General features: G+C 54.2%; 22 protein-coding genes. 1 reads left to right on the top strand and 21 read right to left on the bottom strand.

Features of this window, described 5'->3' with window-relative positions; translation table 11 throughout:
* Positions 1–51: 51 nt before the first annotated feature.
* From R5L00_RS05430 to R5L00_RS05385, 10 genes are all read right to left on the bottom strand, one after another.
* Positions 52–495, bottom strand: coding sequence for a GNAT family N-acetyltransferase (locus tag R5L00_RS05430; protein WP_317653690.1), 444 nt, complete (start codon positions 493–495; stop codon positions 52–54).
* Positions 496–578: 83 nt separating this feature from the next.
* Positions 579–1883, bottom strand: coding sequence for an adenylosuccinate synthase (locus R5L00_RS05425; protein ID WP_107693709.1), 1305 nt, complete (start codon positions 1881–1883; stop codon positions 579–581).
* Between the two features lie 102 nt (positions 1884–1985).
* A complete protein-coding gene (locus tag R5L00_RS05420) occupies positions 1986–3155 on the bottom strand; it encodes an ATP phosphoribosyltransferase regulatory subunit (RefSeq protein WP_317653689.1) in 1170 nt (389 codons plus the stop codon).
* A 39-nt stretch (positions 3156–3194) separates the two neighbouring features.
* A complete protein-coding gene (locus R5L00_RS05415) occupies positions 3195–3380 on the bottom strand; it encodes a DUF2065 domain-containing protein (RefSeq protein ID WP_317653688.1) in 186 nt (61 codons plus the stop codon).
* Between the two features lie 171 nt (positions 3381–3551).
* Positions 3552–4430, bottom strand: a complete 879-nt coding sequence (hflC, locus tag R5L00_RS05410; protein WP_317653687.1) for a protease modulator HflC — start codon at positions 4428–4430, stop codon at positions 3552–3554.
* The gene (gene hflK / locus R5L00_RS05405; protein ID WP_317653686.1) at positions 4431–5624 is read right to left on the bottom strand and encodes an FtsH protease activity modulator HflK; all 1194 of its coding nucleotides are present in this window, start codon (positions 5622–5624) and stop codon (positions 4431–4433) included.
* Between the two features lie 102 nt (positions 5625–5726).
* Entirely contained in the window at positions 5727–6911 is a 1185-nt protein-coding gene (gene hflX / locus R5L00_RS05400; protein ID WP_317653685.1) for a GTPase HflX, read from the bottom strand.
* Positions 6904–7149, bottom strand: coding sequence for an RNA chaperone Hfq (gene hfq / locus R5L00_RS05395; protein WP_025040529.1), 246 nt, complete (start codon positions 7147–7149; stop codon positions 6904–6906). The genes hflX and hfq overlap by 8 nt, the downstream gene beginning before the upstream one ends.
* 533 nt (positions 7150–7682) lie before the next feature.
* Positions 7683–8681 (bottom strand): cytochrome-c peroxidase, encoded by a 999-nt coding sequence (locus R5L00_RS05390; RefSeq protein ID WP_317653684.1) that lies wholly within the window; start codon positions 8679–8681, stop codon positions 7683–7685.
* A gap of 291 nt (positions 8682–8972) precedes the next feature.
* Complete coding sequence (locus R5L00_RS05385; protein ID WP_107693881.1) at positions 8973–9536, bottom strand: RNA pyrophosphohydrolase; 564 nt, start codon at positions 9534–9536, stop codon at positions 8973–8975.
* A 250-nt stretch (positions 9537–9786) separates the two neighbouring features.
* On the opposite strand from R5L00_RS05385, the gene R5L00_RS05380 reads away from it, so the two are divergent.
* Complete coding sequence (locus R5L00_RS05380; protein ID WP_317653683.1) at positions 9787–11502, top strand: proline--tRNA ligase; 1716 nt, start codon at positions 9787–9789, stop codon at positions 11500–11502.
* A 71-nt stretch (positions 11503–11573) separates the two neighbouring features.
* On the opposite strand, the gene R5L00_RS05375 is transcribed toward R5L00_RS05380, so the two are convergent.
* From R5L00_RS05375 to ilvN, 11 genes are all read right to left on the bottom strand, one after another.
* Positions 11574–12083, bottom strand: coding sequence for a TlpA disulfide reductase family protein (locus R5L00_RS05375; protein ID WP_317653682.1), 510 nt, complete (start codon positions 12081–12083; stop codon positions 11574–11576).
* Between the two features lie 21 nt (positions 12084–12104).
* Complete coding sequence (locus R5L00_RS05370; RefSeq protein ID WP_317653681.1) at positions 12105–13334, bottom strand: YihY family inner membrane protein; 1230 nt, start codon at positions 13332–13334, stop codon at positions 12105–12107.
* Between the two features lie 112 nt (positions 13335–13446).
* The gene (locus R5L00_RS05365; RefSeq protein ID WP_317653680.1) at positions 13447–14979 is read right to left on the bottom strand and encodes a 2-isopropylmalate synthase; all 1533 of its coding nucleotides are present in this window, start codon (positions 14977–14979) and stop codon (positions 13447–13449) included.
* A gap of 334 nt (positions 14980–15313) precedes the next feature.
* Positions 15314–16162: a carbonic anhydrase gene (locus R5L00_RS05360; protein ID WP_107693882.1), complete on the bottom strand. Its 849-nt coding sequence runs from the start codon at positions 16160–16162 to the stop codon at positions 15314–15316.
* 196 nt (positions 16163–16358) lie between these two features.
* The gene (gene zwf / locus R5L00_RS05355; protein WP_107693720.1) at positions 16359–17762 is read right to left on the bottom strand and encodes a glucose-6-phosphate dehydrogenase; all 1404 of its coding nucleotides are present in this window, start codon (positions 17760–17762) and stop codon (positions 16359–16361) included.
* A 78-nt stretch (positions 17763–17840) separates the two neighbouring features.
* Positions 17841–19505, bottom strand: a complete 1665-nt coding sequence (gene pgm, locus R5L00_RS05350) for a phosphoglucomutase (alpha-D-glucose-1,6-bisphosphate-dependent) (RefSeq protein WP_317653679.1) — start codon at positions 19503–19505, stop codon at positions 17841–17843.
* 77 nt (positions 19506–19582) lie between these two features.
* Positions 19583–21676, bottom strand: a complete 2094-nt coding sequence (gene tkt, locus R5L00_RS05345; protein WP_317653678.1) for a transketolase — start codon at positions 21674–21676, stop codon at positions 19583–19585.
* Between the two features lie 186 nt (positions 21677–21862).
* Entirely contained in the window at positions 21863–23503 is a 1641-nt protein-coding gene (pgi, locus tag R5L00_RS05340) for a glucose-6-phosphate isomerase (protein ID WP_317653677.1), read from the bottom strand.
* Positions 23504–23506: 3 nt separating this feature from the next.
* The gene (gene pssA, locus R5L00_RS05335; RefSeq protein WP_317653676.1) at positions 23507–24271 is read right to left on the bottom strand and encodes a CDP-diacylglycerol--serine O-phosphatidyltransferase; all 765 of its coding nucleotides are present in this window, start codon (positions 24269–24271) and stop codon (positions 23507–23509) included.
* A 315-nt stretch (positions 24272–24586) separates the two neighbouring features.
* Positions 24587–25603 carry a ketol-acid reductoisomerase gene (ilvC, locus tag R5L00_RS05330; protein ID WP_107693724.1) on the bottom strand — a complete coding sequence of 339 codons (1017 nt, stop codon included), beginning with the start codon at positions 25601–25603 and terminating at the stop codon, positions 24587–24589.
* A gap of 82 nt (positions 25604–25685) precedes the next feature.
* On the bottom strand, positions 25686–26177 hold the full coding sequence (gene ilvN / locus R5L00_RS05325) for an acetolactate synthase small subunit (protein WP_317653675.1): 492 nt from the start codon (positions 26175–26177) through the stop codon (positions 25686–25688).
* Positions 26178–26179: the final 2 nt, after the last annotated feature.

Here is a 26179-nt window from a genome sequence, read left to right as displayed (position 1 = left end):
AGAACCGCAAAAAGGGGATAACTGTTTATACATGCCAGTTCTTGGCATAGATTACTTAATCTGCCTGTCATACAGCCGGTAACCCATTCTCACATGAGAAATTCCTGCTTCCATGAATTCTTCCCCTACCGCTTGGAAGCCTAATTTGCGATAGAAAGCAGTCACGTATACCTGCGCATTCAAGGTGACCTGGCGGACTTGCCGATCCTTGGCTTCGTCCAGCAATTTTTCCATCAGTGCGCTGCCTACGCCCTGCCGCCGCCATTCTTTAAGCACAGCCATGCGTCCGATAGTGCCGTCGGGCAACAAGCGCGCCGTGCCGATAGGATGGAGCATGGCGTCTGCCGCTAGTATATGAATACACTCGGCGTCGAGCGTATCCAACTCCAGTTCTACCGAAATGCCCTGTTCGCGGATAAACACGGCTTCGCGTACCAGTTTCAGTGCCGCGCTATCATTATGCCAACTTGCCAGACGCACCGTGTACGCTGCCATAATTTATCGACAGAAAGTCAAGTCGCCGTGGCAGGGTGTGGACCGCATAAGTGGAATGTACCGGACAACCCCTATGTTGACAATTACTTGAAGGGATGACGCAGTACGATCGTCTCCTTTCGGTCCGGGCCGGTCGATATCATGTCTATGGGCACTTCGCAAACCTCTTCCACGCGTTTCAAATATGCCTGCGCTGCGGCGGGTAACTCCCCGAAATCTCTGATTCCGACAGTGCTTTCACTCCATCCCGGCATTTCTTCGTAAATAGGCTCGCAACACGCGAGTTCGTCCGCACCCACGGGCAGGATACTCCTGTGTTCCTCCCCGTTAAGACCGGTCAACTTGTAACCCACGCCCAGGCGCAACGTCTCTACGCCGTCCATCACGTCAAGTTTGGTAACGCACAGTCCCGAAACGCCATTGATCTGAATGGACCGTTTTAAGGCAGCGGCGTCAAACCAGCCGCACCGGCGAGGCCGGCCCGTGGTGGCGCCAAATTCGTTACCACGCTTCGCCAGGTGTCTGCCGACGTCGTTGTCCAGCTCGGTAGGAAAGGGGCCGGAGCCAACCCGGGTGGAGTAAGCTTTGGTGATACCCAATACGTAATGCAGCATTTGCGGACCAACACCGCTTCCGGTAGTTGCTGCGCCCGCAATACAGTTGCTAGACGTAACGAAGGGATAAGTCCCGTGATCGATGTCAAGTAACGTTCCCTGCGCGCCTTCAAATAACAGGTTATGCCCGGATCGATTGGCTTCAAACAAGAGCCGTGGCACGTCCGACATCATAGGTTTAATCCGGTCTGCCAGGGAAAGCGTGTCATCCATCGTTTGCTGAAAATCCACCACAGGTGCCTGGAAATAATTTTTAAGCACAAAGTTATGATAGTCCAGCATCTCGCCGAGTTTGGCGGCGAAACGGTCACGATGAAACAAGTCTTGCAGCCGGACCGCCCGACGCGCTACTTTATCCTCATATGCCGGCCCGATACCTCGTCCAGTCGTCCCAATTTTTTCCAGCCCCTTGGCTGTTTCCCTGGCGTTATCGAGGGCGATGTGGCAGGGAAGGATAAGGGGGCAGGCTTCACTGATGCGAAGCCTGCCGCGCACATCGACCCCCGCTTGTTCCAGCATGTCCACCTCATCCAGCAATGCCTGCGGAGAGACCACTACGCCATTGCCAATGTAACATGCGACATCCGCTCGCAAGATTCCTGACGGGATCAAGTGCAACACCGTTTGCTTGCCGGCTATGACGAGGGTGTGCCCGGCATTATGGCCTCCCTGGAAGCGGACCACTCCCTGCGCATGATCTGTAAGCCAGTCTACTATCTTGCCCTTGCCCTCGTCGCCCCACTGAGTGCCAATGACAACCACATTTTTGTTCATGTCTGCCGGTCTAGAATAATTAATGCATCGTTGAGCCTGGAGAGCGAAGGAAGATCTCCTGGCAAATTGGTTCGGACGTCGCGATTTTTGACGGCGGTCAGCTTAAAAACTTACGACCGCCCAGCTCCCGTGCTTCAGCATTAGTTTACGGTCACAATTGAGAATTTTCGGGCCGTACTCATGCCCGGGAAGATCGACAATCACTACCTGGCCTTCATTACGAAGCTGTTCCATTTTTTCTTCAAGTCGTATGTCTCCCTTCACGTATGGCGCCAGAATCCCCTTCGGGGAAGACTCCATTTGGACCAAACCGGAGAGTTCGCGCAAGTCCATGCTAAATCCAGTGGCGGGACGCGCCCTGCCGAAGGCTTTGCCAACCTCATCGTATCGTCCTCCCAAAGCAATTGCATTCGGGCTGCCGGGTGTATATGCGGCGAACACCATCCCGCTGTGATAGTGATAGCCCCGCAGGTCAGCAAGATCGAACGCCAGGGTATCCACCAGCGGGCGCAACTCCGCACCTGTCGTCTCTAACTCATCCAATGCCGTCATAATTTCGGGATAGTCCGGAAGGTGTTTACGCGCGAGCGCTAATACGCTTTCGTCACCGTAAAGTTCAGGCAACAGCAACAGGGCCTGACGAACGCGGGGATCTATAATTCCGTCAAACTCCCGGCACAGTTCCGTTAACGCGTAGGTATCTTTCGCCTGCAGTGCGCCAAATAGTCTCTTTTCCAGTTCAGCTTGAATACCCCCGCCCCTGACCAAGCCACGAAACACCGCAACGTGCCCCAAATCAATATGTATTTTTACTATACCCGCGATCGCCAGCGATCGGAGCATCAGTTGCTGAACTTCCAGATCGCTTTCCAGCCCAACGTGACCATATAGTTCCGCACCGATCTGAAGTGGCTCGCGAGTACGAGTCAAACCCGACGGCACAGCATGCAACACACTGCCCGCGTAACAAAGTCGGGCAACACCCTTACGGTTCAACAGGTGGGCGTCGATACGCGCAACCTGAGGCGTCATATCCGCCCGAAGGCCCATCATGCGCCCGCTCAGTTGATCAACGACTTTAAACATACGCAAATTTGTGTCGCCCCCACTGCCGGTGAGTAATGATTCCACATACTCCAGCAACGGCGGCCCGACCAACTCGTACCCGTGCACCAGCAGCAGGTCTATGACGCGTCTCCGCATCATTTCAATACGAAGCGCCTCGGCAGGGAGCAAGTCTTCAATATATTCAGGAAGAATCCACGCAGGCATGATGACTTAATGATTGTATGAAGAGGCTATCCGGCAGGGTTATTTCACGAGGTAAAGCAGAAGCAACCCTGCCAGCATAGAGGTCAGGCCGATAAAACGAACCTGATTGTCACCGATCTCGGCCAGCTTCTGAAAGGTCTCGCGCCAAAAGCCAGGCACCAAAAATGGCAGTAGCCCCTCTAACACAAGCATCAGAGCTAATGCCATTAATAAAGTGTCCAGCATGCGACTACAGGCCTTCAGGGTACAAATGCAATTTTTATGAGATGCGTGGCGAAAGAGAAAAGCTACGAATGGCGTGGCCCACCTCTTAGCTGGGCTCCACTAATAACCCGCTTGCCGCCGGCACCCTCTGCGATTGAAGGAAGCGCTCGCCTCAAGCCTCTGGACAAATATCTATTTGGCGGGCCGCCCAGCGTTTTTCATGTACTTGAAAAACTCCGCGTTAGGCTCCAGGACCAGCATGTCGCCCTTGTTCTTGAAACTCTGTTTGTAGGCCTCCATGCTCCGATAAAAGGCATAAAATTCAGGGTTAGCCTGGAAGGCGCCAGCATAAATTGCCGAGGCCTTGGCATCGCCTTCACCTTTTGCCTCCTGAGCCTGCCGGTACGCTTCCGCCAGGATGACTTCTCGTTGCCGATCCGCATCCGCGCGAATCTTTTCTGATTCTGCGGAACCGGTGGACCGTAATTCGTTTGCCACGCGTTTCCGCTCCGCTTCCATCCGGCGAAACACCGATTCGCTCACTTCCTGCGGCAGATCCACTCGTTTCAGGCGAACATCCACAACCTCAACCCCAATTTTGCGGGCATCGGCGTCCGCTTTCTGGCGCATGATCTCCATGATTTTATCACGCTCACCTGAAACCACGTCATGTACCGTCCGGTTCCCGAATTCATCGCGGAGACTGGAATTCACCGTTTGGGCGAGGCGGGTCTGCGCCAGCATTTCATCGCCACGGACACTGACGTAATACTGCTTTACGTCAACAATGCGCCATTTTACGAACAGGTCGACCAGGACGTTCTTTTTTTCCGAAGTAATGAATCGCTCCGGCTCGGCTGTATCCATGGTCAGAATACGTGAATCAAAGTAGCGCACGTTTTGGGCCAGAGGAATCTTGAAATACAGTCCGGGTGATGTCTTGACATCTACCACCTCACCCAACTGAAACAGGATTGCCTGTTGACGCTGGTCCACGATATACAATGAGGAACTGGCCACGAGCAACAGTGCAACGAGAACGCCCAATAGCGTCGAGGTATAGTTTTTCACTTATCTTGTCTCCCGTTCGCGGCCACGGAATGCTTCTCGTGTGCGAGCCGCGCTGTCAGGCACAGCTTCCTGCATGGAAGCGGCCGGCAGCTCTGGCACTGGACCAGCGGGGCTGGATGGCCCGCTCATCTGTATCAGTTTATCAAGGGGCAAATACAATAAATTGTTGCCTCCTTTCTGGTCGACCATGATTTTGCTCGTGTTGGAAAGCACCTGTTGCATCATATCTATATAAAGCCGATCGCGGGTGACAGCTGGAGCCTTGCTATATTCAACGAGGACCTGCTTGAAGCGGTTCGCCTCACCCTCGGAACTGGCGATAACGCGTTGCTTGTATCCCTCCGACTCTTCCAGCAGGCGGGCCGCGTTACCTTTGGCCTTTGGAATTACGTCGTTCGCGTAGGCCTGGCCTTCGTTTTTCTGCCGCTCCCTGTCCTGCCCCGCTTTAACCGCATCATCGAACGCGGCCTGTACCTGCTCCGGCGGTTGCGCGTTTTGCATGGTCACTTTGCTGATCGCAATCCCGATCTTGTACCTGTCGAGAATTGACTGCATCAATTCAGTCGCTTTTGCCGCTACCTGCTCACGTCCTTCATAGAGCACGAAATCCATTTTGCTTTTGCCGATAATCTCCCTGATTGCGGTTTCCGCGGCCTGCAACACGGCGTTTTCCGGTTCACGGTTGGTAAACAGAAACTCCTCGGGATTCTTGAGAATGTATTGCACGGCAAATTGAATATCAATGATGTTTTCGTCATCGGTCAACATCAGCGATTCCTTAAGCACTTTGCTCCTCACGTTATTTCGATATCCGATCTCCACCGTACGCACCTGGCTCACATTTACAGCTTCAACAATCTCGATGGGATATGGCAGATGCCAGCGCAGGCCAGCCTGGGTACTCTCGACGTATTTACCGAACCGGAGAACGATACCTCGCTGACCTTCGTTCACGATATAAAATCCACTGCCTATCCACAACAGCAGAAGCAGTCCGACAAGTAAACCAATACTTCCGCCATAGCGCCTGGGGCCACCGCCACCCCCTTCACCGCCCCCTGACCCGCTGCCGCCATTACCCTTGCGTTTGAAGAGGTTATTCAGCTTCTTGTTGAAGTTGCGCCACAGTTGATCCAAATCAGGTGGACCGGAATTGCCTTTTTTTCTTCCCCACTGAGGATCGTTTAATCCCATGATGATTCCTATAATTCTGCTTAATGTAGATCAGCTATAAACGGTATGGTGGAAAACCCGAACCAAGCTATCTTACGTAGCGCCCTTCGGTATATTGCCGTGTTATACGCGCTTCTCCACCAACGAGGCTTCCGGGGAAAGCTGATGCTCATAGCCATGCAAAGTGCGTCCTGCAACTGCCTCGGAGAGGGCGAGCTTGAGCCACTCCAACCCCTCGCCGGTTTTGGCGCTCAGCCGCACGTGTGCGATTCTACCATACTCATCACGCCCATATCCCGCCGCACCCGACGATAAATCGGTGACATCTATCTTGTTCAACAACAGTATTTGTGGAATGGAATCTGCCCCGATTTCCTTCAATACCTTGTTTACCTCGTCGATCTGCTCGGTCCGGTTGGGGCTGCCTGCATCCACAACATGGAGCAACAAGTCCGCCTGAACCGTTTCTTCCAGAGTGGCACGAAACGCGGCGACGAGCGTATGGGGCAAGTCGCGGATAAAACCGACCGTATCCGAGATTACGACAGATCCCTGCTCGGGTACGAACAGTTTTCGTGTCGTTGCATCCAGGGTCGCGAATAACTGATCCGCAACATGTGTATGTGCACGGGTAAGTCTATTAAAGAGAGTGGATTTGCCCGCATTGGTATAGCCCACAATGGAAACGGATAACACCTGCCCGCGTTGCCTGGAACGACGCTGTAGGGCGCGTTGACATTCAAACTTCGCCAGCTTTTCTTTAAGAAGCTTAACGCGCTTGCCGAGCAAGCGTCGATCGGTTTCGAGTTGCGTCTCTCCCGGACCACGCAAGCCTATGCCGCCTTTTTGGCGCTCCAAATGGGTCCACCCGCGCACCAGACGGGTCGCGAGATGCTCAAGTTGAGCCAGCTCTACTTGTAATTTGCCCTCGTGACTTTTTGCGCGCTGGGCAAAGATATCCAGAATCAGGCTGGTGCGATCGACGACGCGGCGCCCGAGACGCTGCTCCAGATTACGTTGCTGGGCTGGAGAGAGGTCGTGGTTGAAAACAACCAGGGATGCGCCGGTCTGTTCCACCACCGCCGTGATTTCGTCGACTTTGCCGCTACCTGCAAAAGTGGCAGGGTCGGGCCTGGACCGCTTGCCTTTGACGATCGCTGAGATTTCAAGCTGATCGCTCGTGGCCAACAGACGTAACTCTTCCAGGCTTTCGGCGGAGTATCCGCCGCCAAAATCGAGGCTAACCAGTACGGCGGCATTTACCGCGGTGTGAGTGTTAAGCGTTTGCCCAGCGGGTTGGTCAAGCATCAGGTATAGCGGGAGCCTCGAATGGAATATTTACGGCCCTCGCGGGAACGACGGTGGAGATGGCGTGCTTGTACACCATCTGCGTAACCGTATTTTTCAGCAGTACCACATACTGATCAAAGGAGTCGATATGCCCTTGCAACTTGATCCCGTTTACCAGATAAATCGATACGGGTATATGCTCTTTCCGTAACGTATTAAGGAACGGGTCTTGTAATAATTGCCCCTTAGCGCTCATTGATGACTCCGTGTTTTGATTATTCAAGAGATAACTCTACTTGATTTTCTAGAGTAAATCCATATTCCTTGAAGGGGAGGATTTAGAACTGTCTTGTGGATCCAATAAGCTCGACAATTAGCCGCTGCTCGAGGCATGTGCTGGAAAATCGAACTGACGGAAACCTCATGGACATATAAGAAAAATAGCAGAAAAATACCAGAAAGGCAGCGAGGATTAGATAAAGTTTTTGTCATGGCTGCCACCGACCGGTAGAGCCGGGCAGCCCGCCACTGTCGATCGAATCTTCCAGCCATGATCCGAGAGACAACGCGTTCGGAACCTGCTGCTTCGGCGCCAACATTAAAGCGGACAGGCTTGCTCCAGGTAAGGGCGACGGATGGCTTTGCAGGTGCTATTGTGCCGCAACGCAACGCCTGTCACTGTCAATGCTACCTGAACGTGTGCAGGCTACTACTATTTCTGTATCTTGAGGCCGCCCAAGCTGGGCGCAGCTTGGGCGTGATTGAAGATGCGTGGTGGAAGGCGTCGTATTAACCAAACGGTTTAGGTCTAGGCGTCTCGTTGGTTGAGGGCGGCAGAATAGGCAGTTTGAATTCGGGCTGCTTACCGGTGAGCGTCTTCAGGAACGCTACAACCTTGGCATTTTCGTCCTTGGTGAATTTGCGGCCCAGTTGCAACCGTCCCATGGTATCCACTGCTTCTTCCAGAGTCGCAGCAGCGCCATCATGAAAATACGGGTAGGTCAGCTCAACATTTCGCAATGTGGGTACCTTGAACATGAAGCGGTCCGCATCCTTGCCCGTTACCGCGAAACGGCCTTCCGCCTTGCTCTTCGTTTGATACGGTTCATGGACGCCAAACTTCTGGAATGATGCGCCGCCCACCGCTGGTCCATTGTGACAGCTGGTGCACCCGCTTTCCTTGAATATCTTGTAACCTGCCAGTTCGGTTTGGTTAATGGCGCTCTTGTCGCCCTTGAGCCACTTGTCGAAGCGAGAGTCAGGTGTTACCAGCGTTTCCTCGAATGCCGCAATGGCATCGGTTACCGGATCGATGGTTATCTTATCCGAGCCAAATACCTGCTTAAAACGAGTCCGATACTCAGGAATGGACCGTAACACATCCACTGCCAATTCATGAGTGAATGCCATCTCCCCCGGATTTGCGATAGGCCCGCCTGCTTGTTCTTTCAAATCCTTGGCGCGACCGTCCCAGAATTGCGCAAGACTCATGCTCGAGTTCAACACTGTCGGTGAATTAATTGGTCCCTGATGCCAGTTGTGCCCGATGGAAGTCTGCAGGTTATCCGTTCCTCCCATGCTCAGATTGTGGCAGGAATTACAGGAAATAAACCCGGATTTAGACAGGCGGGGGTCAAAAAACAGCATTTTGCCCAGCTCCACCATGTTTTCATTTTTTGGTTTGGCGGCCGGAATCGGCTGGATGGGCTCATCAGCAGCAGATGCGACCCCTGGGGCGGCAATGGTTCCAATTGATAGCAGCGATATGATCAATGCGCGCTTTATCATCGGTAATCTCCCTAAAAACGCGGCTGTAATGGCGCAGCCGATTACGCCTCACAAATTTTACCCTCTGGGTAATTGTAAACTTGCAAAATAGCTCTTGCCGGCCGATGCACGGACTGAGCCCCTCAAACCCGCATAGGACGCATTATGTGGCACAGGCTTCTGAAAGCGGGCACGTGCGCCACAAATGGAAAAACAGACAATCATGGCAGCGAACACCCGCATCTGAATTTCAGATCGATCGATTCATGCCTCGAAAGCCAAAAGCGCCATACAGTAAAAAGGCCTGCCTCATCATTCACCTCGCTTGACGGGCCGGGGCGAAAGCTGTTCCTGGTTGCCGTAGGCCGACCAGCCGTAGTCGTTGCTGCAACGCGGAACGGGCGGACGGTTCAGCAGGCGCGCGAGCTCGGTTAAAGCCTGGCGATAGACCTGGCGCTTGAATTCGACTACGGAGTCCAGTTCCACCCAATATTGATTCCACCGCCAGGCATCGAATTCAGGACGCACACTTGCGCGCAGCGATACGTCACAGTCACGTCCGAGCAGGCGCAGCAGATACCAGATCTGCTTCTGGCCCTTATAGTTACCCCGCCAGTCGCGTCTTATCCACTGATCCGGCACTTCATAGCGCAACCAGTCGCGAGTACGACCGATAATCTCGACATGCCAGGGATGCAAACCCACTTCTTCGGTCAACTCACGATACATCGCCTGCTCTGGGCTCTCCCCCGGTTTAATACCCCCCTGAGGAAATTGCCACGAATCCTGTTTGACGCGCTTACCCCAAAATACCTCGTTTTTCGAATTCAGCAGAATAATACCGACATTGGAGCGGTACCCGTTACGGTCGATCATGCGATTCACCCGTTTGGTCCATCACAATAAAAGATTTTTCCACATTTTATCGCAGATTGAAAGCTGTTATCGGGCAAATCAGCGGCTTTTGGCGGACGCTCAAATAAGGAAGTAGACGTGGGTATGTCCCAGATACCACTCGAACGGTCGGCCCCTTATGCAAGCTGAGGCGATTATTCGGTTGCAATAGCAAGAAGGGTATGGGCTTTTCGAGTAGAATTATGACGAGTAATCGTACATCGGGAAGCATATGCGTGTATCTAATTTTTTTGTTTCCACTCTTAAGGAAGCGCCTGCGGAAGCAGAGTTGGCCAGTCACAAGCTGATGCTGCGGGCTGGTCTTATCAAACGTCTCGGTAGCGGCCTTTACACATGGATGCCGCTTGGCTTGAAAGTTTTACGCAGGGTCGAAAATATCGTAAGAGAGGAAATGGAAGCGGCCGGCGCAATAGAACTTCTGATGCCTGCAGTGCAGCCCGCCGAATTATGGCGTGAAACCGGTCGCTGGGACGTATTCGGCCCGCAGATGTTGAAAATCAAGGACAGGCATCAACGCGATTTCTGCTTCGGTCCAACGCATGAGGAAGTGGTTACGGACATTGTTCGGCGCGAGATCAAGAGCTATCGCCAATTGCCCGTGACGTTCTATCAGATCCAGACCAAATTTCGTGACGAGATCCGGCCCCGCTTCGGGGTCATGCGGGCGCGCGAATTTGTTATGAAAGACGCCTACTCCTTCCATGCGGGTATCGATAGCCTAGACCGTACCTATCGTGTCATGCATGAGGCATACTGCCGCATCTTCGCGCGGTTGGGGTTGAAGTTTCGCGCAGTTACGGCGGATACCGGAGCAATAGGGGGCAGCAGTTCGCATGAGTTTCATGTTCTGGCGGATTCAGGCGAGGACGCGATCGCGTTCTGCCCAGATTCGGATTACGCGGCAAATATTGAAATGGCTGAGTCAAGACCCCCGGAAACGCCTCGGGGCGTGGCCAACGGCATCATGCGGAAGGTGGAAACAACGGCAAGAAAAACGTGTGAAGAGGTTGCCGAGGTTCTGAACCTTCCTGTCGAGCAAACCGTGAAAACCATCGCGGTTGTCGCCAACGGAGGAATGCACCTATTGCTTTTACGGGGCGATCACCATCTCAACGAAACCAAAGTTCGCAAAATCCCCTTCCTCTCGGATTTCAGGTTGGCCAGGGAAGAAGAGATTCGGGCAGAAATCGGCTGCGTTCCGGGATATATCGGTCCTCTCGGTCTTCGGCTTCCTGTTATCGCCGATCGTACGGTGGCGGGAATGAATAACTTCGTTTGCGGCGCGAATGAAGAGAACTACCATCTCATGAACGTCAATTTTGGCCGTGATGCAAAAGAACCCGATCATGTGTTCGACATCCGAGCCGTAGTTGCCGGGGATCCATCGCCGGATGGTCGGGGGCAACTGGAAATCTGCCGCGGTATCGAGGTAGGGCATATTTTCAAGCTGCATACAAAATATTCGGAAGCGATGAATGCCAGCTACCTTGACGAGTCCGGACAGCCACGGTTCTTAGAAATGGGATGCTACGGGATCGGGGTGTCCCGCATCGTGGCGGCGGCAATCGAGCAGAACCACGACCATCGCGGTATCATTTTCCCTCCGGCGATGGCGCCGTTCCAAGTCGTCATTATTCCGATTGGCCAGCGAAAGAACGCCCAGGTGAAGGATGAAGCGGAGAATTTATACGCGGAGCTACGCAGTGCCGGCATCGAGGTTCTGCTTGATGACCGGGACGATCGACCTGGCGTGATGTTCGCCGACATGGAACTGATCGGCATTCCGCATCGCCTTGTCATCGGCGAACGAAGTCTGAAGGATCAATATGTCGAGTATCAGGGACGCGGGGACGAAAAATCTCAGGCGGTTCCTCTCCCTTCCCGAAATATTGTCGACTTGTTAAAAGCAAGAATAGGTAATAGCTAAGGCGGCTCGATGCAATAGGGGCGGGAAGGATTTTTGCACAGGCGATCTGTCCTCTACGCTTATTTTCCACGTTAGTTTTCTTTACGTTTGACGGCGGGGGCCCTATCCGTGCTTTGTGGTTTGGTGGCTGAACTCTCGCGCATGAACTCTTCCAGACTTTCGCGCGATACCAAGCCAACTTTATAAACAGCCGGGTTGCCAGAAGGATCGAATACATAGGTGGTGGGAAGCATTGACAACGGACCGATCTGCGCGGCGATCTTTCTATCCCCCAATACAATGGGATAGGGGATGGACATGGATTTGACGTACTTCAGCACGGTCTTCGGATCGCTATAATCCATTGCTATACCGATCACCATTACATCATTCCGACTCTGGTAGAGTGACACCAAATCGGGAATTTCCTTCAGGCAGGGCGGACACCAGGTCGCCCAGAAATTTATTACCACCCACTTGCCCTTGTAATCCGATAGCGTAAGCTTTGTGCCGGTATGATCGGTAAAAGTAAAACCTTTGGCATGAACGCCGGTCGACAGGGACAGCAACATGCAAAACAGGATAACGAAATAGCGCATCATTTTTTCCAGAGAGGACGTTTTCTAGTTCACGGGAGTATTGATGGGAGACGGAGCAAAAAGTCGCGACAGTGGTAGATTCATTTTATCGTTCATCCCGGCCGTGATCTCGTCAAGCAACTGCTCCAGCCTTGCATTGCCGGCCGCGGCTGCGCGCGCGGCTTCGGGACGAAACGTGAAGAGGCGATAAATATCAGCGACCGTGATTTTCGCGGGATCGAGTATCAGAACCCATCCCCCTCCTTTTACCTGACGCACGAGATCCGCCCCGCCCATGAGCTCGAGTACCGGCTCCATCTCTTCCAAGCTGAGGTCAAGTCGTTCGCGGAGCGTGGAGTATGTTTCCACTTTACCGCTGCTAAATCCTTCTGCAAGCACTTGCAGCACGCGTAGCGCGTCGAAGAACTGCTTACCCTGAGCTGTTGCGTCGCGCCGCCACTCGCCGAAGCGCCAGCTTGAAAGCGACGCGGCGATTACCGCGCCGAGCAACACCATGAGCCACGATAGGTAAACCCATAGCAAGAAAATGGGGATAGCGGCGAATGCGCCATAGACAGCCTGATACGTGGGGAAGTGGGTGACATAGGATGCAAATCCCTGTTTCATGATTTCGAATCCCACAGCTGCGGCCGCTCCCCCTGCGACGGCATGGCGCCATGAAACTAGTCGGTTGGGCACGATGAGATATGCGATGGAGAAAGCAATACTCGTCAGTATGATCGGCGCAAGTTGCAGAAGCACAACGTTGATGGCTGGAACGTCCTGAGCGAGACCCATCGAAACGCCGATCAGCCAGGAGGTCAGCGACAGGCTGGCGCCAATCAATAGCGGCCCGATGCTCAGCGTGGCCCAGTAGATCAACAGGCGGTGCAGGAGCGGGCGCAACCGCGGCACACGCCAGATGGCATTTAGTGCCTTATCGATGGTGAGCATGAGCGCGAGCGCTGTCGCGCCCAGAAAAGCCGTTCCAATCGCCGTCAACCGTACCGCATTGTCAGCAAATTGCTGCATGTAGACTGCGATCGCCTTGTTTGCCGCTTCCGGCACCATGGTTGTAAGAAGAAATATTTTTATCTGGCTGGAGTAATCGGTAAATGCGGGAAATGCTGCTACGATCGATAATGCGATGGCGATCAGCGGCACCAGTGAAAGCAAAGTTGTAAAGGTGAGGCTTCCGGCCACCTGCGTGCAGTTGTGTTGAACGAAGCGGGCGAGAACATAGCTGGCGAAATCCAGAGGCCTGGAGGATTTCATGAGTTGTCAGGCTGCCTGATAGGATTGCGAAAAGAACTCATTGCGCCCTTGCCTCGAACAGCACGATCCCGTCGGGTTGATGGGGATTGTGTTCCGCCGGGCAAATCCTTGTTTACACTTGCGGGTGAGCCCGCTCCAGCTTGCTGTGAAGCTTGTTGAGGGCGCTGAGATAGGCTTTGGCGGAGGCCACCACAATGTCGGTATCGGCGCCGTTACCATTGACGATACGGCCTGATTTCTGCAATCGCACAGTAACCTCGCCTTGTGAATCGGTCCCGCTGGTGATAGCGTTAACCGAGAATAACTGTAATTCAGCACCACTCCCCAGTATCTTTTCTATTGCGCGAAAAGTGGCGTCTACGGGGCCGCTGCCATCCGACTCGGCACGCGATTCCCTGCCTTCTTCGGCGATTACGATGCTCGCGTGAGGCATTTCCCCGGTCTCGCTATGAGCCGTCAGCGATAATAACTTGTAGTGTTCATGCAAGGTCATGGCGTCATCCGAAATCAGCGCATATAGGTCCTCATCAAAGATGTCATGCTTTTTGTCCGCCAGTTCCTTGAAACGCATGAAGGTCGTGTTAAGCGCTTCCTCCGACTCAAGCTCGATCCCAAGTTCCGCTAAACGGCTGCGAAAGGCATTGCGCCCCGAGTGCTTCCCAAGCAGCAATTTATTCGCGCCCCAGCCAACATCTTCAGCCCGCATGATTTCATATGTTTCGCGGTGCTTTAACACGCCATCCTGATGTATACCGGACTCATGAGCGAATGCGTTGGCGCCAACGATCGCCTTGTTGGGCTGCACCGGAAAGCCGGTTATGCCCGATACGAGTTTGCTTGTCGGTACGATATGCACCGTATCAATTCGGGTATCGCACTCAAAGTAATCCTGTCGGGTTCGCACCGCCATGACGATCTCTTCAAGCGAAGCATTGCCAGCCCGCTCCCCGAGGCCATTTACTGTGCATTCCACTTGTCGCGCGCCGTGAGAGACCGCCGACAACGAGTTGGCCACTGCCAGGCCGAGGTCGTTATGACAATGCACCGAGAACACCACCTTGTCCGTAGCCGGAATACGCTCGCGTAAGGTGTGGATGAGCTTTCCAAATTGCTCCGGCATCGTGTAGCCCACGGTATCCGGAATATTCAGGGTCCTGGCCCCCGCGTTAATGACCGCCTCGAGTACCCGACAGAGAAAACTTATGTCGGAGCGGCCGGCATCTTCCGGCGAGAATTCTACATCATCCGTATATTGACGCGCCCACTTTACCGCTTTCACTGCTTGTTCCACCACATGGTCTGGAGACATCCGCAGTTTCTTCTCCATATGAATTGGCGAGGTGGCTATAAACGTATGAATACGTGCTGAACTGGCCCCCCGCAAAGCCTCGCCGGCGCGTTTGATATCCGCTTCTATTGCCCGGGCCAAGCCACATACCGTGCTGTCCCTGATCGAGTCAGCCACAGCCTTAACCGCATCGAAGTCGCCATTTGAAGCGGCGGGGAAGCCTGCTTCAATTATGTCCACGCGCATGCGTTCCAGCTGCCGTGCAATCCGCACCTTCTCCTCTTTTGTCATGGAGGCGCCGGGGCTCTGCTCCCCATCGCGAAGCGTGGTGTCAAAAATAATCAAATGTTCTTTCAAAGGCTTTCTCCGTTTCCGAAAGAATACTCGAACTATGAAACAGAATCCAGAAACAGATTCCGAGGGGGAAAAACGTTAGGACGGGCAGGGGGAGGAGAGTTAGCGCGCGGGGCGCAGCAACGGCCTTGCCAGTTGCTGCCGGTACCACTGGAAAGTGGCAGGAGAAAAACAGCTGGGATGTTCCATGGAACAAATATAAAGGCTTTCCAAGGTTCATGCAATAGTAACCGTGGCCTGACATGGCGCAGGCACATTCGGCCCCAAGTTGGGGAGAACCTCTTTAAGAGAAGCGCCTCTCATCCAGAGGGCTTCTCTTCGGTGGCTTACACCTTATTCAGGCCACCTGCGGGGAATTTTGCGCGATGCGCCTTGACTGTCGTCTCGTTTGGCTGCTTGTGCTCCAGACTATGAGGCCCAACCCAGCCAAAAGCATGGCATACGTTTCCGGTTCGGGAACGGCAGTGGCGAACCCAGGCACATCGGTTTGCACAAACCGTCCATGGAGGTCCTGAACATCGCGCGCATTTCCTTCCGGGAAAAGAGCGCGGAATTCGTCAATCTGAGCCTTCGACAAATCCAGCGGCTGAGCTAAGTTTATCCAGCTCACATTTTCGGAAAATGGGGGGGTAGTCAGTGAGCCTGGGTAGCGGAAAGAATCAAGATTGGCCGGCAAGAGTGAATTCAGATTGAAGTGATCGATATTGAGTGTGTCTGAAGTCGTTTGGGGCAAATGGGAAAAAATCGGATCGAGCGCACTGTTAGCACTCCCCTCATTGATCCAGCGTCCGACCACCAACAGGTTACTACTGGAAGGGTCGCTGAATACAAGGTGCATTTCCATCGGAGCAGCAACCCCCTTCAGCGTATGTTCCGCCGGGGTATGAAAGTGAAACTGAGCCAAGTCCCACTCATGGCCGGAAACCGTCAGCTTGCCAGCACCGGAACTGACATTGGCCCTGAGGGATTTTTCCGGATCAGGAGAACCGGTATTGACCACGCTCAACGCGGTATCGGAATTGAAATTGAATTGCAACGGGGGCAACGCGCTGAAAACCGAATTTTCCGGGCGAATGTCGATGGGACTCTGAAGCTCCCCCGCCGCCTGAGCCACAGGCGGTGCAAGCAAGGGAATGATCAAAGCAAGGGGCGCTAGGCTCAACGGTCTAAAAAATGATTTTTTCATAAAATGCACCTCGTGAAGGAAAAAAACAAATGACGCCAAAGATGAAACGAACCACGTTGCTGGGCTTAAGGTAGCATGCCCTGTGTGAGCAAAGCGTCGCGTAAACGTCAAAAAATCGTCAAGCCTGCGTTTCGCCGCTGGATTTACGATGAAATCATTTTGCTTTAGCATCGCGCAACCACGGATGTGTTTTTCATCAGACTTTCGAATCAGGGTTGTGCCAGCAGCCATCCGGGGCGATCAGCTCGTCCGCCTCCTGCGGCCCCCAACTGCTTCGTTCATACGGTGTCACCGGATGGTGTTCGGCGAGGACGTGATCGACTACAGCCCAGGCTGCATCCACCGCATCTTCGCGTGTAAAGAGGCTCCCATCCCCGATCATAGCGTCGTGAAGGAGCCTCTCGTAAGGAGATTCACGCCCGAAGTGTTCTTCGACCAGGCAGAGCTCGCGTTGATTGCCGACAAATTCCTTGCCCGGAAGCTTGACCCGGGCCGCAATGGCAACGGCGGAAATGGGAGACAATCGGAAGCGTAAATAATTGGCTTCGCAAACGTCGGAAGTCGAGTCGTCAAAAAGTTTTTGCGGTGGCGGCTTTAACTGGACAACGACTTCAGCCGCAGTTTCGGCGAGAAACTTTCCCGAGCGCAAATACCACGGCACGCCCTCCCATCGCCATGAATCGATGAAAAGCCGCAAGGCGCAGAAAGTCTCAACATCCGAATCTTTGGCTACCCCCGGTTCATCACGATAACCTTCATACTGACCGCGCACCAAGTCGTCCGGTGTTACCGGACGCATGACCCGGAAAATATTAACTTTTTCCGCCTGCACGGTCCCGAGACCGCTATAAGGGGGCGGTTCCATGGCGAGCAGCGCAACGATCTGGAACAAATGGTTCTGAATCACGTCCCGGAGACAGCCGACAGATTCGTAAAACGAACCGCGTCCCTCTACTCCGAAATGCTCTGCGAGCGTTATCTGGACGCTGGCAATATAGTGTCGGTTCCAGATCGGCTCAAGGAATGAATTGGCAAATCGGAAATACAGAATATTCATGATTGCTTCTTTCCCGAGAAAGTGATCGATGCGAAAAATCGATTCCTCCGGGAATACGGATCGCGCGATGCGGTTGAGCTCGCCCGCCGAGGCCAAGTCTCGTCCAAAGGGCTTTTCAACAATGACGCGAGCATTGGTGGCCAAATCCATGGCGTGTAGCCCCCTAATTACGTTCTCAAAGAGGGATGGCGGGATGGCAAGGTAATGCGCAGGCCGCTTGGCGTCTCCAAGAACCTGCTTGAGCTCCTTGAATGTATCGAGGTGATTGTAATCACCGCGGACGTACCGTAACAGGGAAAGAAGGTGGTTAAGCGCATCCGGGTTGTCAGCGGGCCCGGATGGGTTGACGGCTTTGGTAATCCTCTCCTGAAGTTGCTCGAGGCTCCACGGTGAGGACGCGACCCCAACCACTGGAACGTTGAGGAAACCCTTTTTCACCAATGCATAAAGCGCCGGAAAAATTTTCTTGTAGGCCAGATCGCCGGTCGCGCCAAAAAGCACCAGCGCGTCGGATGGTTCAGCGCGGTCGTTGATCTCGTGCATCGCAGCCTCCTCCTTTTACTCGATATATCGGTGGATCGCTACCTGAACCAGTACAGATCGGCAGGAAATACCCGTACGTCAGGAGAGTTCGCGTTCGGCAAAAGTGGCGAGCGCATCGCCAACGATTGCCTGGGCTTCCTGAAGAATCCGGTGCAGATGATCCGTTCCCAGATAACTTTCGGCATAGATCTTATAAATATTCTCAGTGCCGGAGGGACGAGCTGCAAACCACCCCTTTTTGGCGATTACCTTCACGCCTCCAATGGGAGTGCCGTTCCCGGGCGCGTGCGTCAGCACGTTCTCAATCTTTTCACCCGCCAGTTCGGTTCCCTTTATTTGCGCCGGTGATAATCTGGACAGAATTTCTTTTTCCGCTGGGGTTGCCGCCGCATCCACGCGCGCAAAAACGGTTTTTCCGAACTCGCGCTCGAGTTCCTGGTATATCTCCCCGGGATCGCGACCCGTGCGGGCAGTGATTTCGGCCGATAACAATCCCGCGGTGATCCCATCCTTGTCAGTCGTCCAGACGCTCCCGTCACGGCGAAGAAACGAGGCTCCAGCGCTTTCTTCTCCGCAAAAACCGAGCGAACCGGCGCCCAGTCCGGCCACAAACCATTTGAAGCCAACCGGTGTTTCGTAGAGACTGCGTCTGAGCTTGGCGGTTACCCGGTCGATCATGCTGCTGCTGACCACCGTCTTGCCTACTGCAACTTGTGCATCCCATTCCGGACGGTGCTGAAAGAGGTAGTGTACAGCTACAGAAAGATAATGATCAGCCGGTAACAGGCCTGAGCTCGGGGTCACGATGCCATGCCTGTCGTGATCCGTATCGCAGGCAAACGCAATATCAAAACGGTCCTTCAACTCAATCAAACCTTGCATCGCATAGGGTGAGGACGGGTCCATGCGAATCTTGCCGTCCCAGTCAATAGTCATGAAGCGGAACGTCGGATCAATCGCTTCGTTTTCCACGACGAGGTTCAGTCCGTAGCGCTCTGCTATCGCCGCCCAATAATGCACTCCGGCGCCGCCCAGCGGATCCACTCCTACTCGAATGTTTACGTCCCGGATCACATCCATGTCGACTACGTTGGATAGATCATTCACGTAATTGTTGAGAAAGTCGTACTGGTGAGTTGTTGACGCACGCGATGCATTTTCGAAAGAGATTCTTTTCACGCCTACAAGCTTGTTCTTGAGAAGCTCGTTGGATCGCGATTCGATCCATCCCGTCACATCTGTGCCAGCAGGGCCTCCGTGCGGCGGATTGTATTTGTAGCCTCCGCTGTCGGGCGGGTTATGCGAGGGTGTAATGACTATGCCATCGGCTAGCCCGTGCTTCTGGCTGCGGTTCAAGCTTATTATGGCGTGAGAGACGGCGGGGGTGGGGGTGTACTCTCCATTTTTCGCGACCATGACGTCGACGCCATTGGCGGCTAGCACTTCAAGGGCGCTGGCATATGCCGGCTCCGAAAGCGCGTGCGTGTCAATCCCTAGAAATAACGGCCCGTCAATGTTTTGTCTTACGCGGTATTCGCAAACGGCCTGGGTGATGGCGAGGACGTGCCATTCATTAAAGCTGTGTTCGGTTGCGGAGCCACGGTGACCGGAAGTGCCAAAGCTGACCCTTTGCGTTGGTTCGGATGCGTCGGGGGTTAGCGTGTAATAGGCGGTCACAGCCCGCGGAACATTCAGCAGGATGGATGCAGGAGCGGGTTGTCCCGCAAGAGGGCTGATCGGCATCGTCAGTTTCCATAATGTGTTGAGTGGGCGCAGCGGAAGGATATTGCGAGTGCATGCGCTTGAGTAATATCCATAAACTATCTCGCGGCGTGCCTGACGATTTGTTCCTTCGCCGCCGCAACGACGCGTTCGGGGGTAAATCCGAAATGATCAGCGACAATTGCCCCGGGTGCGGACAAGCCGAAGCAGCGCATGCCCAGGATCGTTCCGGAGTTTCCAGCATAGCGTTCCCAACCGAAGATCGACGCTTCTTCGACCGCCACCCGGGCGAGAATATCGGGTGGCAGAACGCTGTCGCGGTATTCCTGGCTCTGGTGTTCAAACAACTCCCAGGAAGGCATGCTGATTACCCGCGCATTGATTCCTTCCGACTGCAGCTGTTCATACGCGGTGACACAAAGTGAAACTTCGCTGCCGGTACCCAGCAGCAGAACATCCGGTTTTCCGTGGGGCGTATCGGCCAGGACATATGCGCCCCGGGATACGCCACTCGCGGGCGCGTACTTGCTGCGGTCGAGCGTTGGTACGGCTTGGCGTGTCAATATCAGGCAGACTGGGCGTTCCTTTTGTCGCATGATCATGCGCCATGCTTCAACCACCTCGTTCGCGTCCGCTGGCCGCAATACAAGCATGCCGGGCGAGGCGCGCAAGGACGCCAGGTGCGCGACCGGCTGGTGCGTTGGCCCATCCTCCCCCAGACTGATCGAATCATGGGTCCATATATAGATGATTGGAATTTCCATCATGGCGCTAAGTCTGAGCGCGGCGCGGCAGTAGTCCGTAAACACAAGAAAACTGGCGGCGTAGGGGCGAAGTTTCGACAAGCTCATCCCGTTAGCAATGGCGCACATAGCATGTTCGCGCAACCCGAAATGCAGATTGCGGCCGCGATAACTGCGCTCCGGATTATCAGGGGTCACTGGGGCCTGAAAGTCGCCGTAAAATGCGCCCTTCAGTTCGGTTTTGGTCGAGGGCGCAAGGTCTGCCGCGCCGCCAAGCAGCCACGTTACGTGTTGGGCAATGGCGTTCAATACCTTGCCGGATGATTCACGCGTTGCAAGTCCCTTCACATCTGGCGGAAACGGGTGCAAATCCCTATCCCAATGTTGCGGCATACCACGCGCTTGCATGCACTCGATCTCGGCGGCCTGGTCCCTGTATTGCAAACGATAGGCCGTGAATAATTGGTTCCAGGCGGCATGGGCCGCCCGGCCGCGGTTCCCGAAATACGCTCTGAAATGTTCCCTCACGCCGTCCGGAACGTGAAACTGCTTATCGGGGTCGCAACCGTAAAATTCCTTGGCCAGCCGCGCCTCTTCAGGGCCTAACGGTTCGCCATGCGCTTCGCGTGTATCTTGCTTGTGGGGAGAGCCATAGCCGATATGGCTGCGCACGATAATGAGCGTTGGCCGATCACGTGTGGCGCGAAACGTCTCGTACGCGCGCGTCAGTTGCGTCAGATCGTTGGCATCGCTGACGCGCGCCACATTCCATCCATACCCGGTGAACCGCGCGGCCACATCCTCGGTAAAGGTCAGCTGGGTCGATCCCTCGATCGTGATGCGGTTATCGTCATAGACCCAGCACAAATTGGACAGCTGGAGGTGCCCTGCGAGCGAGGCGGCTTCACTGCTGATTCCCTCCATTACGTCGCCATCGCTACACAGCGAATAAACGTTGTGGTCAAACAGGTCGAAACCGGGGCGGTTGTATGTTGCTGCGAGCCAGCATCCGGCTATCGCCATCCCCACGCTGACTGCGGCGCCCTGTCCCAGGGGTCCCGTCGTGGTTTCCACGCCGGATGTCCAGCCGTATTCCGGATGACCTGTGCAACGGCTGCCGGCTTGCCGGAAACTTTTGAGATCATCAAGGGTAACCGCCTGCCTGTCAGCCTCTTGGTAATGAGGACCCGTGGCCCTTACCTCTGTGAGATAAAGCAGGCTGTAGAGCAATGCCGAGGCATGGCCGGCCGACAGCACAAAGCGGTCACGGTTCGGCCATTCGGGATCATCCGGATCATAGCGAAGAAAGTACTGCCACAGGCAGTATGCGGTGCCGGCTGCGCCCATCGGTGTGCCGGGATGACCGGAACGCGCCTTCTCAACAGCGTCGATGGATAGACTGCGAAGGGTAGCGATACAGATGCGATCAGATTGCGTTTGATTTCTCATGGAAGTGATCCGGTAGAGCAAACCCAGTGCTTATTTAAGCAGTAAATATCTTACGAAAGGCTAAACCTCGATACGCATTCTCCTCGGCTTTCCGGCAAACGACTTGAATAGTTTATGTAGTTATAGCTATAACAGCGGGATTTTCAACCACAAGCGTCCTGATTCAAGCTCACCGCTTGGTTCAGCTCACGTATTCTTGAACTGGATATAGCGCCGCAGTAACGTATTGGTAGAACTGTCGTGCTTCAGCGAATTTACATCCGGATGCTCGAGCTCTTTGATAATGCGGTAAGCCAGTGCCTTTCCGAGTTCTACGCCCCACTGATCAAACGAGTCAATATCCCAGATCGCTCCCTGCGTGAAAACGCTGTGCTCGTAAAGGGCGACAATCGCCCCTAGACTGTGGGGTGTCAGGCGCTCGGCGAGAATTGTATTTGTTGGGCGGTTACCCTCGAAACTTCGATGCGGGCACAACCAGTCGGGCGTTCCCTCAGCTTTCACTTCATCCTCCGTCTTTCCGAAAGCCAACGCTTCGGTTTGAGCAAACAAGTTTGCCATCAGTACGTTATGATGATTTCCGAGAGGGTTCAAAGTTTGACAAAAGCCGATAAAATCGCACGGGATCAGCCGTGTACCCTGATGAATCAGTTGGTAAAACGAGTGTTGACCATTCGTACCCGGCTCACCCCAGATCACGGGTGAGGTGTCGTAGCCAACACGAGCGCCGCTGAGCGTAACGTGCTTGCCATTACTTTCCATGGTTAGTTGCTGCAAATAAGCCGGGAAGCGCTTAAGGTACTGCTCATAGGGCAACACGGCAACCGACGCTGCGCCGAAGAAATTGTTGTACCAGATCGCGAGCAATCCCATGAGCACGGGCAAATTATGGTCGAACGGAGCAGTTAGGAAGTGCTGGTCCATCGCGTGAAAACCTGCCAGCATGGCCCTAAAATTGTCGGGCCCGATTGCAATCATGGTAGAGAGGCCAACCGCGGAGTCGAGCGAGTAGCGTCCGCCTACCCAATCCCAGAACCCGAACATATTGGCTGTGTCGATGCCGAATTTGGATACTTCCTCCGCATTGGTCGAGACAGCCACAAAGTGTTTGCGCACGGCCTGGTCATCTTTAAGCTTATCAAGCATCCATTGACGAGCTGCATGCGCGTTAGCCAATGTTTCGGCAGTGGTGAATGTCTTGGAACAGATGATGAATAGCGTTTCTTCAGGAGCGAGCGCCCGTGTGGTCTCCTCGAAGTCGGTACCATCCACGTTGGACACAAAGCGGAAGTTCATATCGCGGAGCGCGTAGTGCCGAAGCGCTTCGTATGCCATCACCGGACCGAGGTCCGAGCCGCCGATGCCAATATTGACGATATTGCGAATTCGCTGCCCCGTATGTCCGCGCCACTGGCCGTCCCTTAATCGAACGGCGAAGTCGGTCATCCGGTCGAGCACCTTATGTACTTCCGGCACGACATTAACGCCGTCAACAACAATTCTCTCTGACTGAGGCGCGCGCAAAGCAATATGTAAAGCGGGACGCTGCTCAGTGGAATTGATCGGTTCGCCTCCGAACATCGCGTTTATACGGTGCCGCAGATTGCATTCATCGGCAAGGTGCACCAGCAGTCGGAGCGTTTCGCTGGTAATCCGGTTCTTGGAGTAGTCGAGGTAGATGCCGGCGGCTTCCGCGACAAATCGCTCACCACGCTGCGGATCCTGGGCGAAGAGCTGACGCAGATGCAGATTCTTGACCGACCGGAAATGGCCTGCGAGGGCTTGCCATTCAGGGCGTTCTGTCAGGGTCTGGGTAGAAGGTCGCGCCATACGTTATTGGCTCTCGCTGGTCGTTCTTTTCTTCTTGAACCATCGCCACATCCGCAAGAAATAGCCGGAGAGCGCATAGAGGAAAAAAAGGCAGAACAGCACAACGGGTGGATGACTTGGAATTAGTACAAAGAAAAAGAGCGCCAGCAGCAGAACGGTAATGAAGGGCACACTTTTACGCAAATTGATTTCCTTGCCGCTGTAATAGGGGATGTTACTCACCATCGTCAAACCCGCGAACAGTGTGATGCACCAGGCAAGCCAACGAATGTCTGTACCGGCTATTTCAAAATCCAGCATAACCCACACCAGGCCCGCAATGAGTGCTGCGGCGGCCGGGCTCGGGAGGCCCTGAAAGAAGCGCTTGTCCACGACGCCGATATTGGTATTGAAGCGGGCGAGACGCAGCGCGGCACAGACGCAATAAATGAAAGCCGCGATCCACCCTAGCTTGCCCATGCCCTTCAACGCCCATTCGTATATCACCAGCGCGGGTGCCGCGCCAAACGAAACCATGTCGGACAGGCTATCGTATTCCGCGCCGAATTCGCTCTGAGTGTGTGTCAGACGAGCCACCCTCCCGTCCAATCCATCCAGCACCATCGCGATGAAGATGGAAACCGCGGAATGTTCAAAACGCCCGTTCATCGCCTGCACGATGGCATAGAATCCGGCGAACAGTGCGGCCGTGGTAAACAAGTTAGGCAGCAGATATATGCCGCGCCGGCGGAGATTGGATTTGAGGAGGCGTGGATGAGGATCATGCATCGTTCATGCAATCCCGGAGGAGACCGGTTGATGTTAACCGGTTATCGGTCGATGGTAAACAGCAGTCCCTGTATCCATGCCCAAGAGCATGGGGCCTGTTACCCAGTGAATAGGTCACGCTTCGGGTATGTGTTATCTTCGGAGAAAGCGCCCAGCAAATCAATCGGCCGCCGGACCAAGGCACTGGCCCGGCGTTTGCAGTAAGCCAAAAAAATCCGTCGGAAAAGAAGGCGGGACTGTAATACGGGTGAGACTGGCTTTGAGGAGCGGACAGGGACGGGCGGCCGGGTTGGCGTCGGGCCGCCCCTGCCTCTTTTAATTTTTCGCCTGATCGACCAGCTTATTTTTTTTGATCCAGGGCATCATGTCTCGCAGCTTGGCGCCAACTGTTTCAACCTGATGAGCGGAGGCGAGGCGGCGACTGGCTTTCAGCATCGGCGCACCTGCCCGATTTTCCAGAATGAATTCGCGCGCATACTCACCTATCTGAATTTCGTGCAGGATCTTGCGCATTTCTGCCCGAGTGGCCTCGGTAACAATGCGCGGACCGCGCGATATGTCGCCATATTCCGCATTGTTGGAAATAGAGTAGCGCATGTTTGCTATCCCGCCTTCATAGATCAGATCAACAATCAGTTTCACCTCGTGAAGACATTCGAAATAGGCCATTTCGGGCGCGTACCCCGCCTCAACTAATGTTTCAAAGCCAGCCTGAATCAGAGCGGTCAAACCCCCGCACAGGACCACCTGCTCGCCGAACAGATCGGTCTCGGTTTCTTCGCGAAAGTTAGTTTCAATCACGCCTCCGCGCGTTCCGCCGTTAGCTGCTGCATAGGAGAGCGCAAGCTCGCGCGCCTTGCCCGATTTATTCTGATGCACGGCAATGAGTGAAGGTACGCCACCCCCTTGCAGATAGGTTGAGCGCACCAGATGCCCCGGCCCTTTTGGCGCTATCATGATGACGTCGAGATCCTCCCGTGGTGATACTTGGCCATAATGCACGTTGAAGCCGTGAGCAAACGCCAACGTTGCACCATTTTTCAGGTTGGGCTCGATCTCAGAGGCATAAACGGCGGCGATTTGCTCATCCGGGAGCAGCACCATTATTACGTCAGCTCCTTTCACGGCCTCTGCCACTTCCTGGACGTTAAGGCCAGCAGCCTGCGCTTTGCTCCACGAGGCTCCGTCCTTGCGCAGCCCAACAGTAACCGTTACACCCGAGTCGTTCAAATTATTGGCGTGAGCATGTCCCTGCGAGCCATAACCGACAATAGTGACTTTCTTGTCTCTGATGAGGGACAAGTCGGCGTCCTTATCATAATAAATATTCATGGTTTCCTTATGCTTAAAAGAATTAGAAAGCGACAGTAGAAGCGCTGGGGAGCGGGTTTTTACCCAGCGCGCACGACCCCTGCTAGACCTTCAATATCCGCTCGCCACGACCTATGCCGGAGGCGCCGGTGCGTACTGTCTCCAGAATTGAGCTACGTTCGACGGCCTGAAGAAATGCGTCGAGCTTGGAGCCGGTACCGGTCAGTTCGATGGTGTACGATTTATCGGTAACGTCAATGATGCGGCCGCGAAAAATATCCGACATCCGCTTGATTTCCTCACGATCCTTGCCGAGGGCACGCACCTTTATCAGCATCAGTTCGCGCTCAATGTGATCCCCATCGCTTAAGTCCACCACTTTGACGACCTCGATGAGCTTGTTTAGTTGCTTGGTTATTTGCTCAATCACATCATCTGAACCGGTGGTAACTAGCGTCATGCGGGACAAAGTGGAATCTTCCGTGGCTGCGACGGTAAGGGATTCAATATTATATCCGCGGGAAGAGAAGAGCCCCGCGACACGAGACAATGCGCCCGCTTCGTTTTCCATTAACAAAGAAATGATATGGCGCATTT

This window comes from Nitrosospira sp. Is2 (assembly GCF_033095785.1).
GTDB lineage: Bacteria > Pseudomonadota > Gammaproteobacteria > Burkholderiales > Nitrosomonadaceae > Nitrosospira.
This window is presented reverse-complemented; position numbering and strand designations above follow the sequence as displayed.

Excerpts from the sequence above, each read along its gene's own strand:
- R5L00_RS05425 (WP_107693709.1), bottom strand. The coding sequence starts at position 1,883 with ATGAACAAAAATGTGGTTGTCATTGGCACTCAGTGGGGCGACGAGGGC.
- hflX (WP_317653685.1), bottom strand. The coding sequence starts at position 6,911 with ATGCTTGACCAACCCGCTGGGCAAACGCTTAACACTCACACCGCGGTA.
- R5L00_RS05430 (WP_317653690.1), bottom strand. The coding sequence starts at position 495 with ATGGCAGCGTACACGGTGCGTCTGGCAAGTTGGCATAATGATAGCGCG.
- R5L00_RS05380 (WP_317653683.1), top strand. The coding sequence starts at position 9,787 with ATGCGTGTATCTAATTTTTTTGTTTCCACTCTTAAGGAAGCGCCTGCG.
- tkt (WP_317653678.1), bottom strand. The coding sequence starts at position 21,676 with ATGAGAAATCAAACGCAATCTGATCGCATCTGTATCGCTACCCTTCGC.
- pgi (WP_317653677.1), bottom strand. The coding sequence starts at position 23,503 with ATGGCGCGACCTTCTACCCAGACCCTGACAGAACGCCCTGAATGGCAA.
- zwf (WP_107693720.1), bottom strand. The coding sequence starts at position 17,762 with ATGCACGAGATCAACGACCGCGCTGAACCATCCGACGCGCTGGTGCTT.
- R5L00_RS05370 (WP_317653681.1), bottom strand. The coding sequence starts at position 13,334 with ATGAAATCCTCCAGGCCTCTGGATTTCGCCAGCTATGTTCTCGCCCGC.
- hflK (WP_317653686.1), bottom strand. The coding sequence starts at position 5,624 with ATGGGATTAAACGATCCTCAGTGGGGAAGAAAAAAAGGCAATTCCGGT.
- R5L00_RS05360 (WP_107693882.1), bottom strand. The coding sequence starts at position 16,162 with ATGAAAAAATCATTTTTTAGACCGTTGAGCCTAGCGCCCCTTGCTTTG.
- R5L00_RS05420 (WP_317653689.1), bottom strand. The coding sequence starts at position 3,155 with ATGCCTGCGTGGATTCTTCCTGAATATATTGAAGACTTGCTCCCTGCC.
- pssA (WP_317653676.1), bottom strand. The coding sequence starts at position 24,271 with ATGCATGATCCTCATCCACGCCTCCTCAAATCCAATCTCCGCCGGCGC.
- hfq (WP_025040529.1), bottom strand. The coding sequence starts at position 7,149 with ATGAGCGCTAAGGGGCAATTATTACAAGACCCGTTCCTTAATACGTTA.
- R5L00_RS05385 (WP_107693881.1), bottom strand. The coding sequence starts at position 9,536 with ATGATCGACCGTAACGGGTACCGCTCCAATGTCGGTATTATTCTGCTG.
- ilvN (WP_317653675.1), bottom strand. The coding sequence starts at position 26,177 with ATGCGCCATATCATTTCTTTGTTAATGGAAAACGAAGCGGGCGCATTG.
- R5L00_RS05415 (WP_317653688.1), bottom strand. The coding sequence starts at position 3,380 with ATGCTGGACACTTTATTAATGGCATTAGCTCTGATGCTTGTGTTAGAG.
- ilvC (WP_107693724.1), bottom strand. The coding sequence starts at position 25,603 with ATGAATATTTATTATGATAAGGACGCCGACTTGTCCCTCATCAGAGAC.
- R5L00_RS05390 (WP_317653684.1), bottom strand. The coding sequence starts at position 8,681 with ATGATAAAGCGCGCATTGATCATATCGCTGCTATCAATTGGAACCATT.
- pgm (WP_317653679.1), bottom strand. The coding sequence starts at position 19,505 with ATGCCGATCAGCCCTCTTGCGGGACAACCCGCTCCTGCATCCATCCTG.
- R5L00_RS05375 (WP_317653682.1), bottom strand. The coding sequence starts at position 12,083 with ATGATGCGCTATTTCGTTATCCTGTTTTGCATGTTGCTGTCCCTGTCG.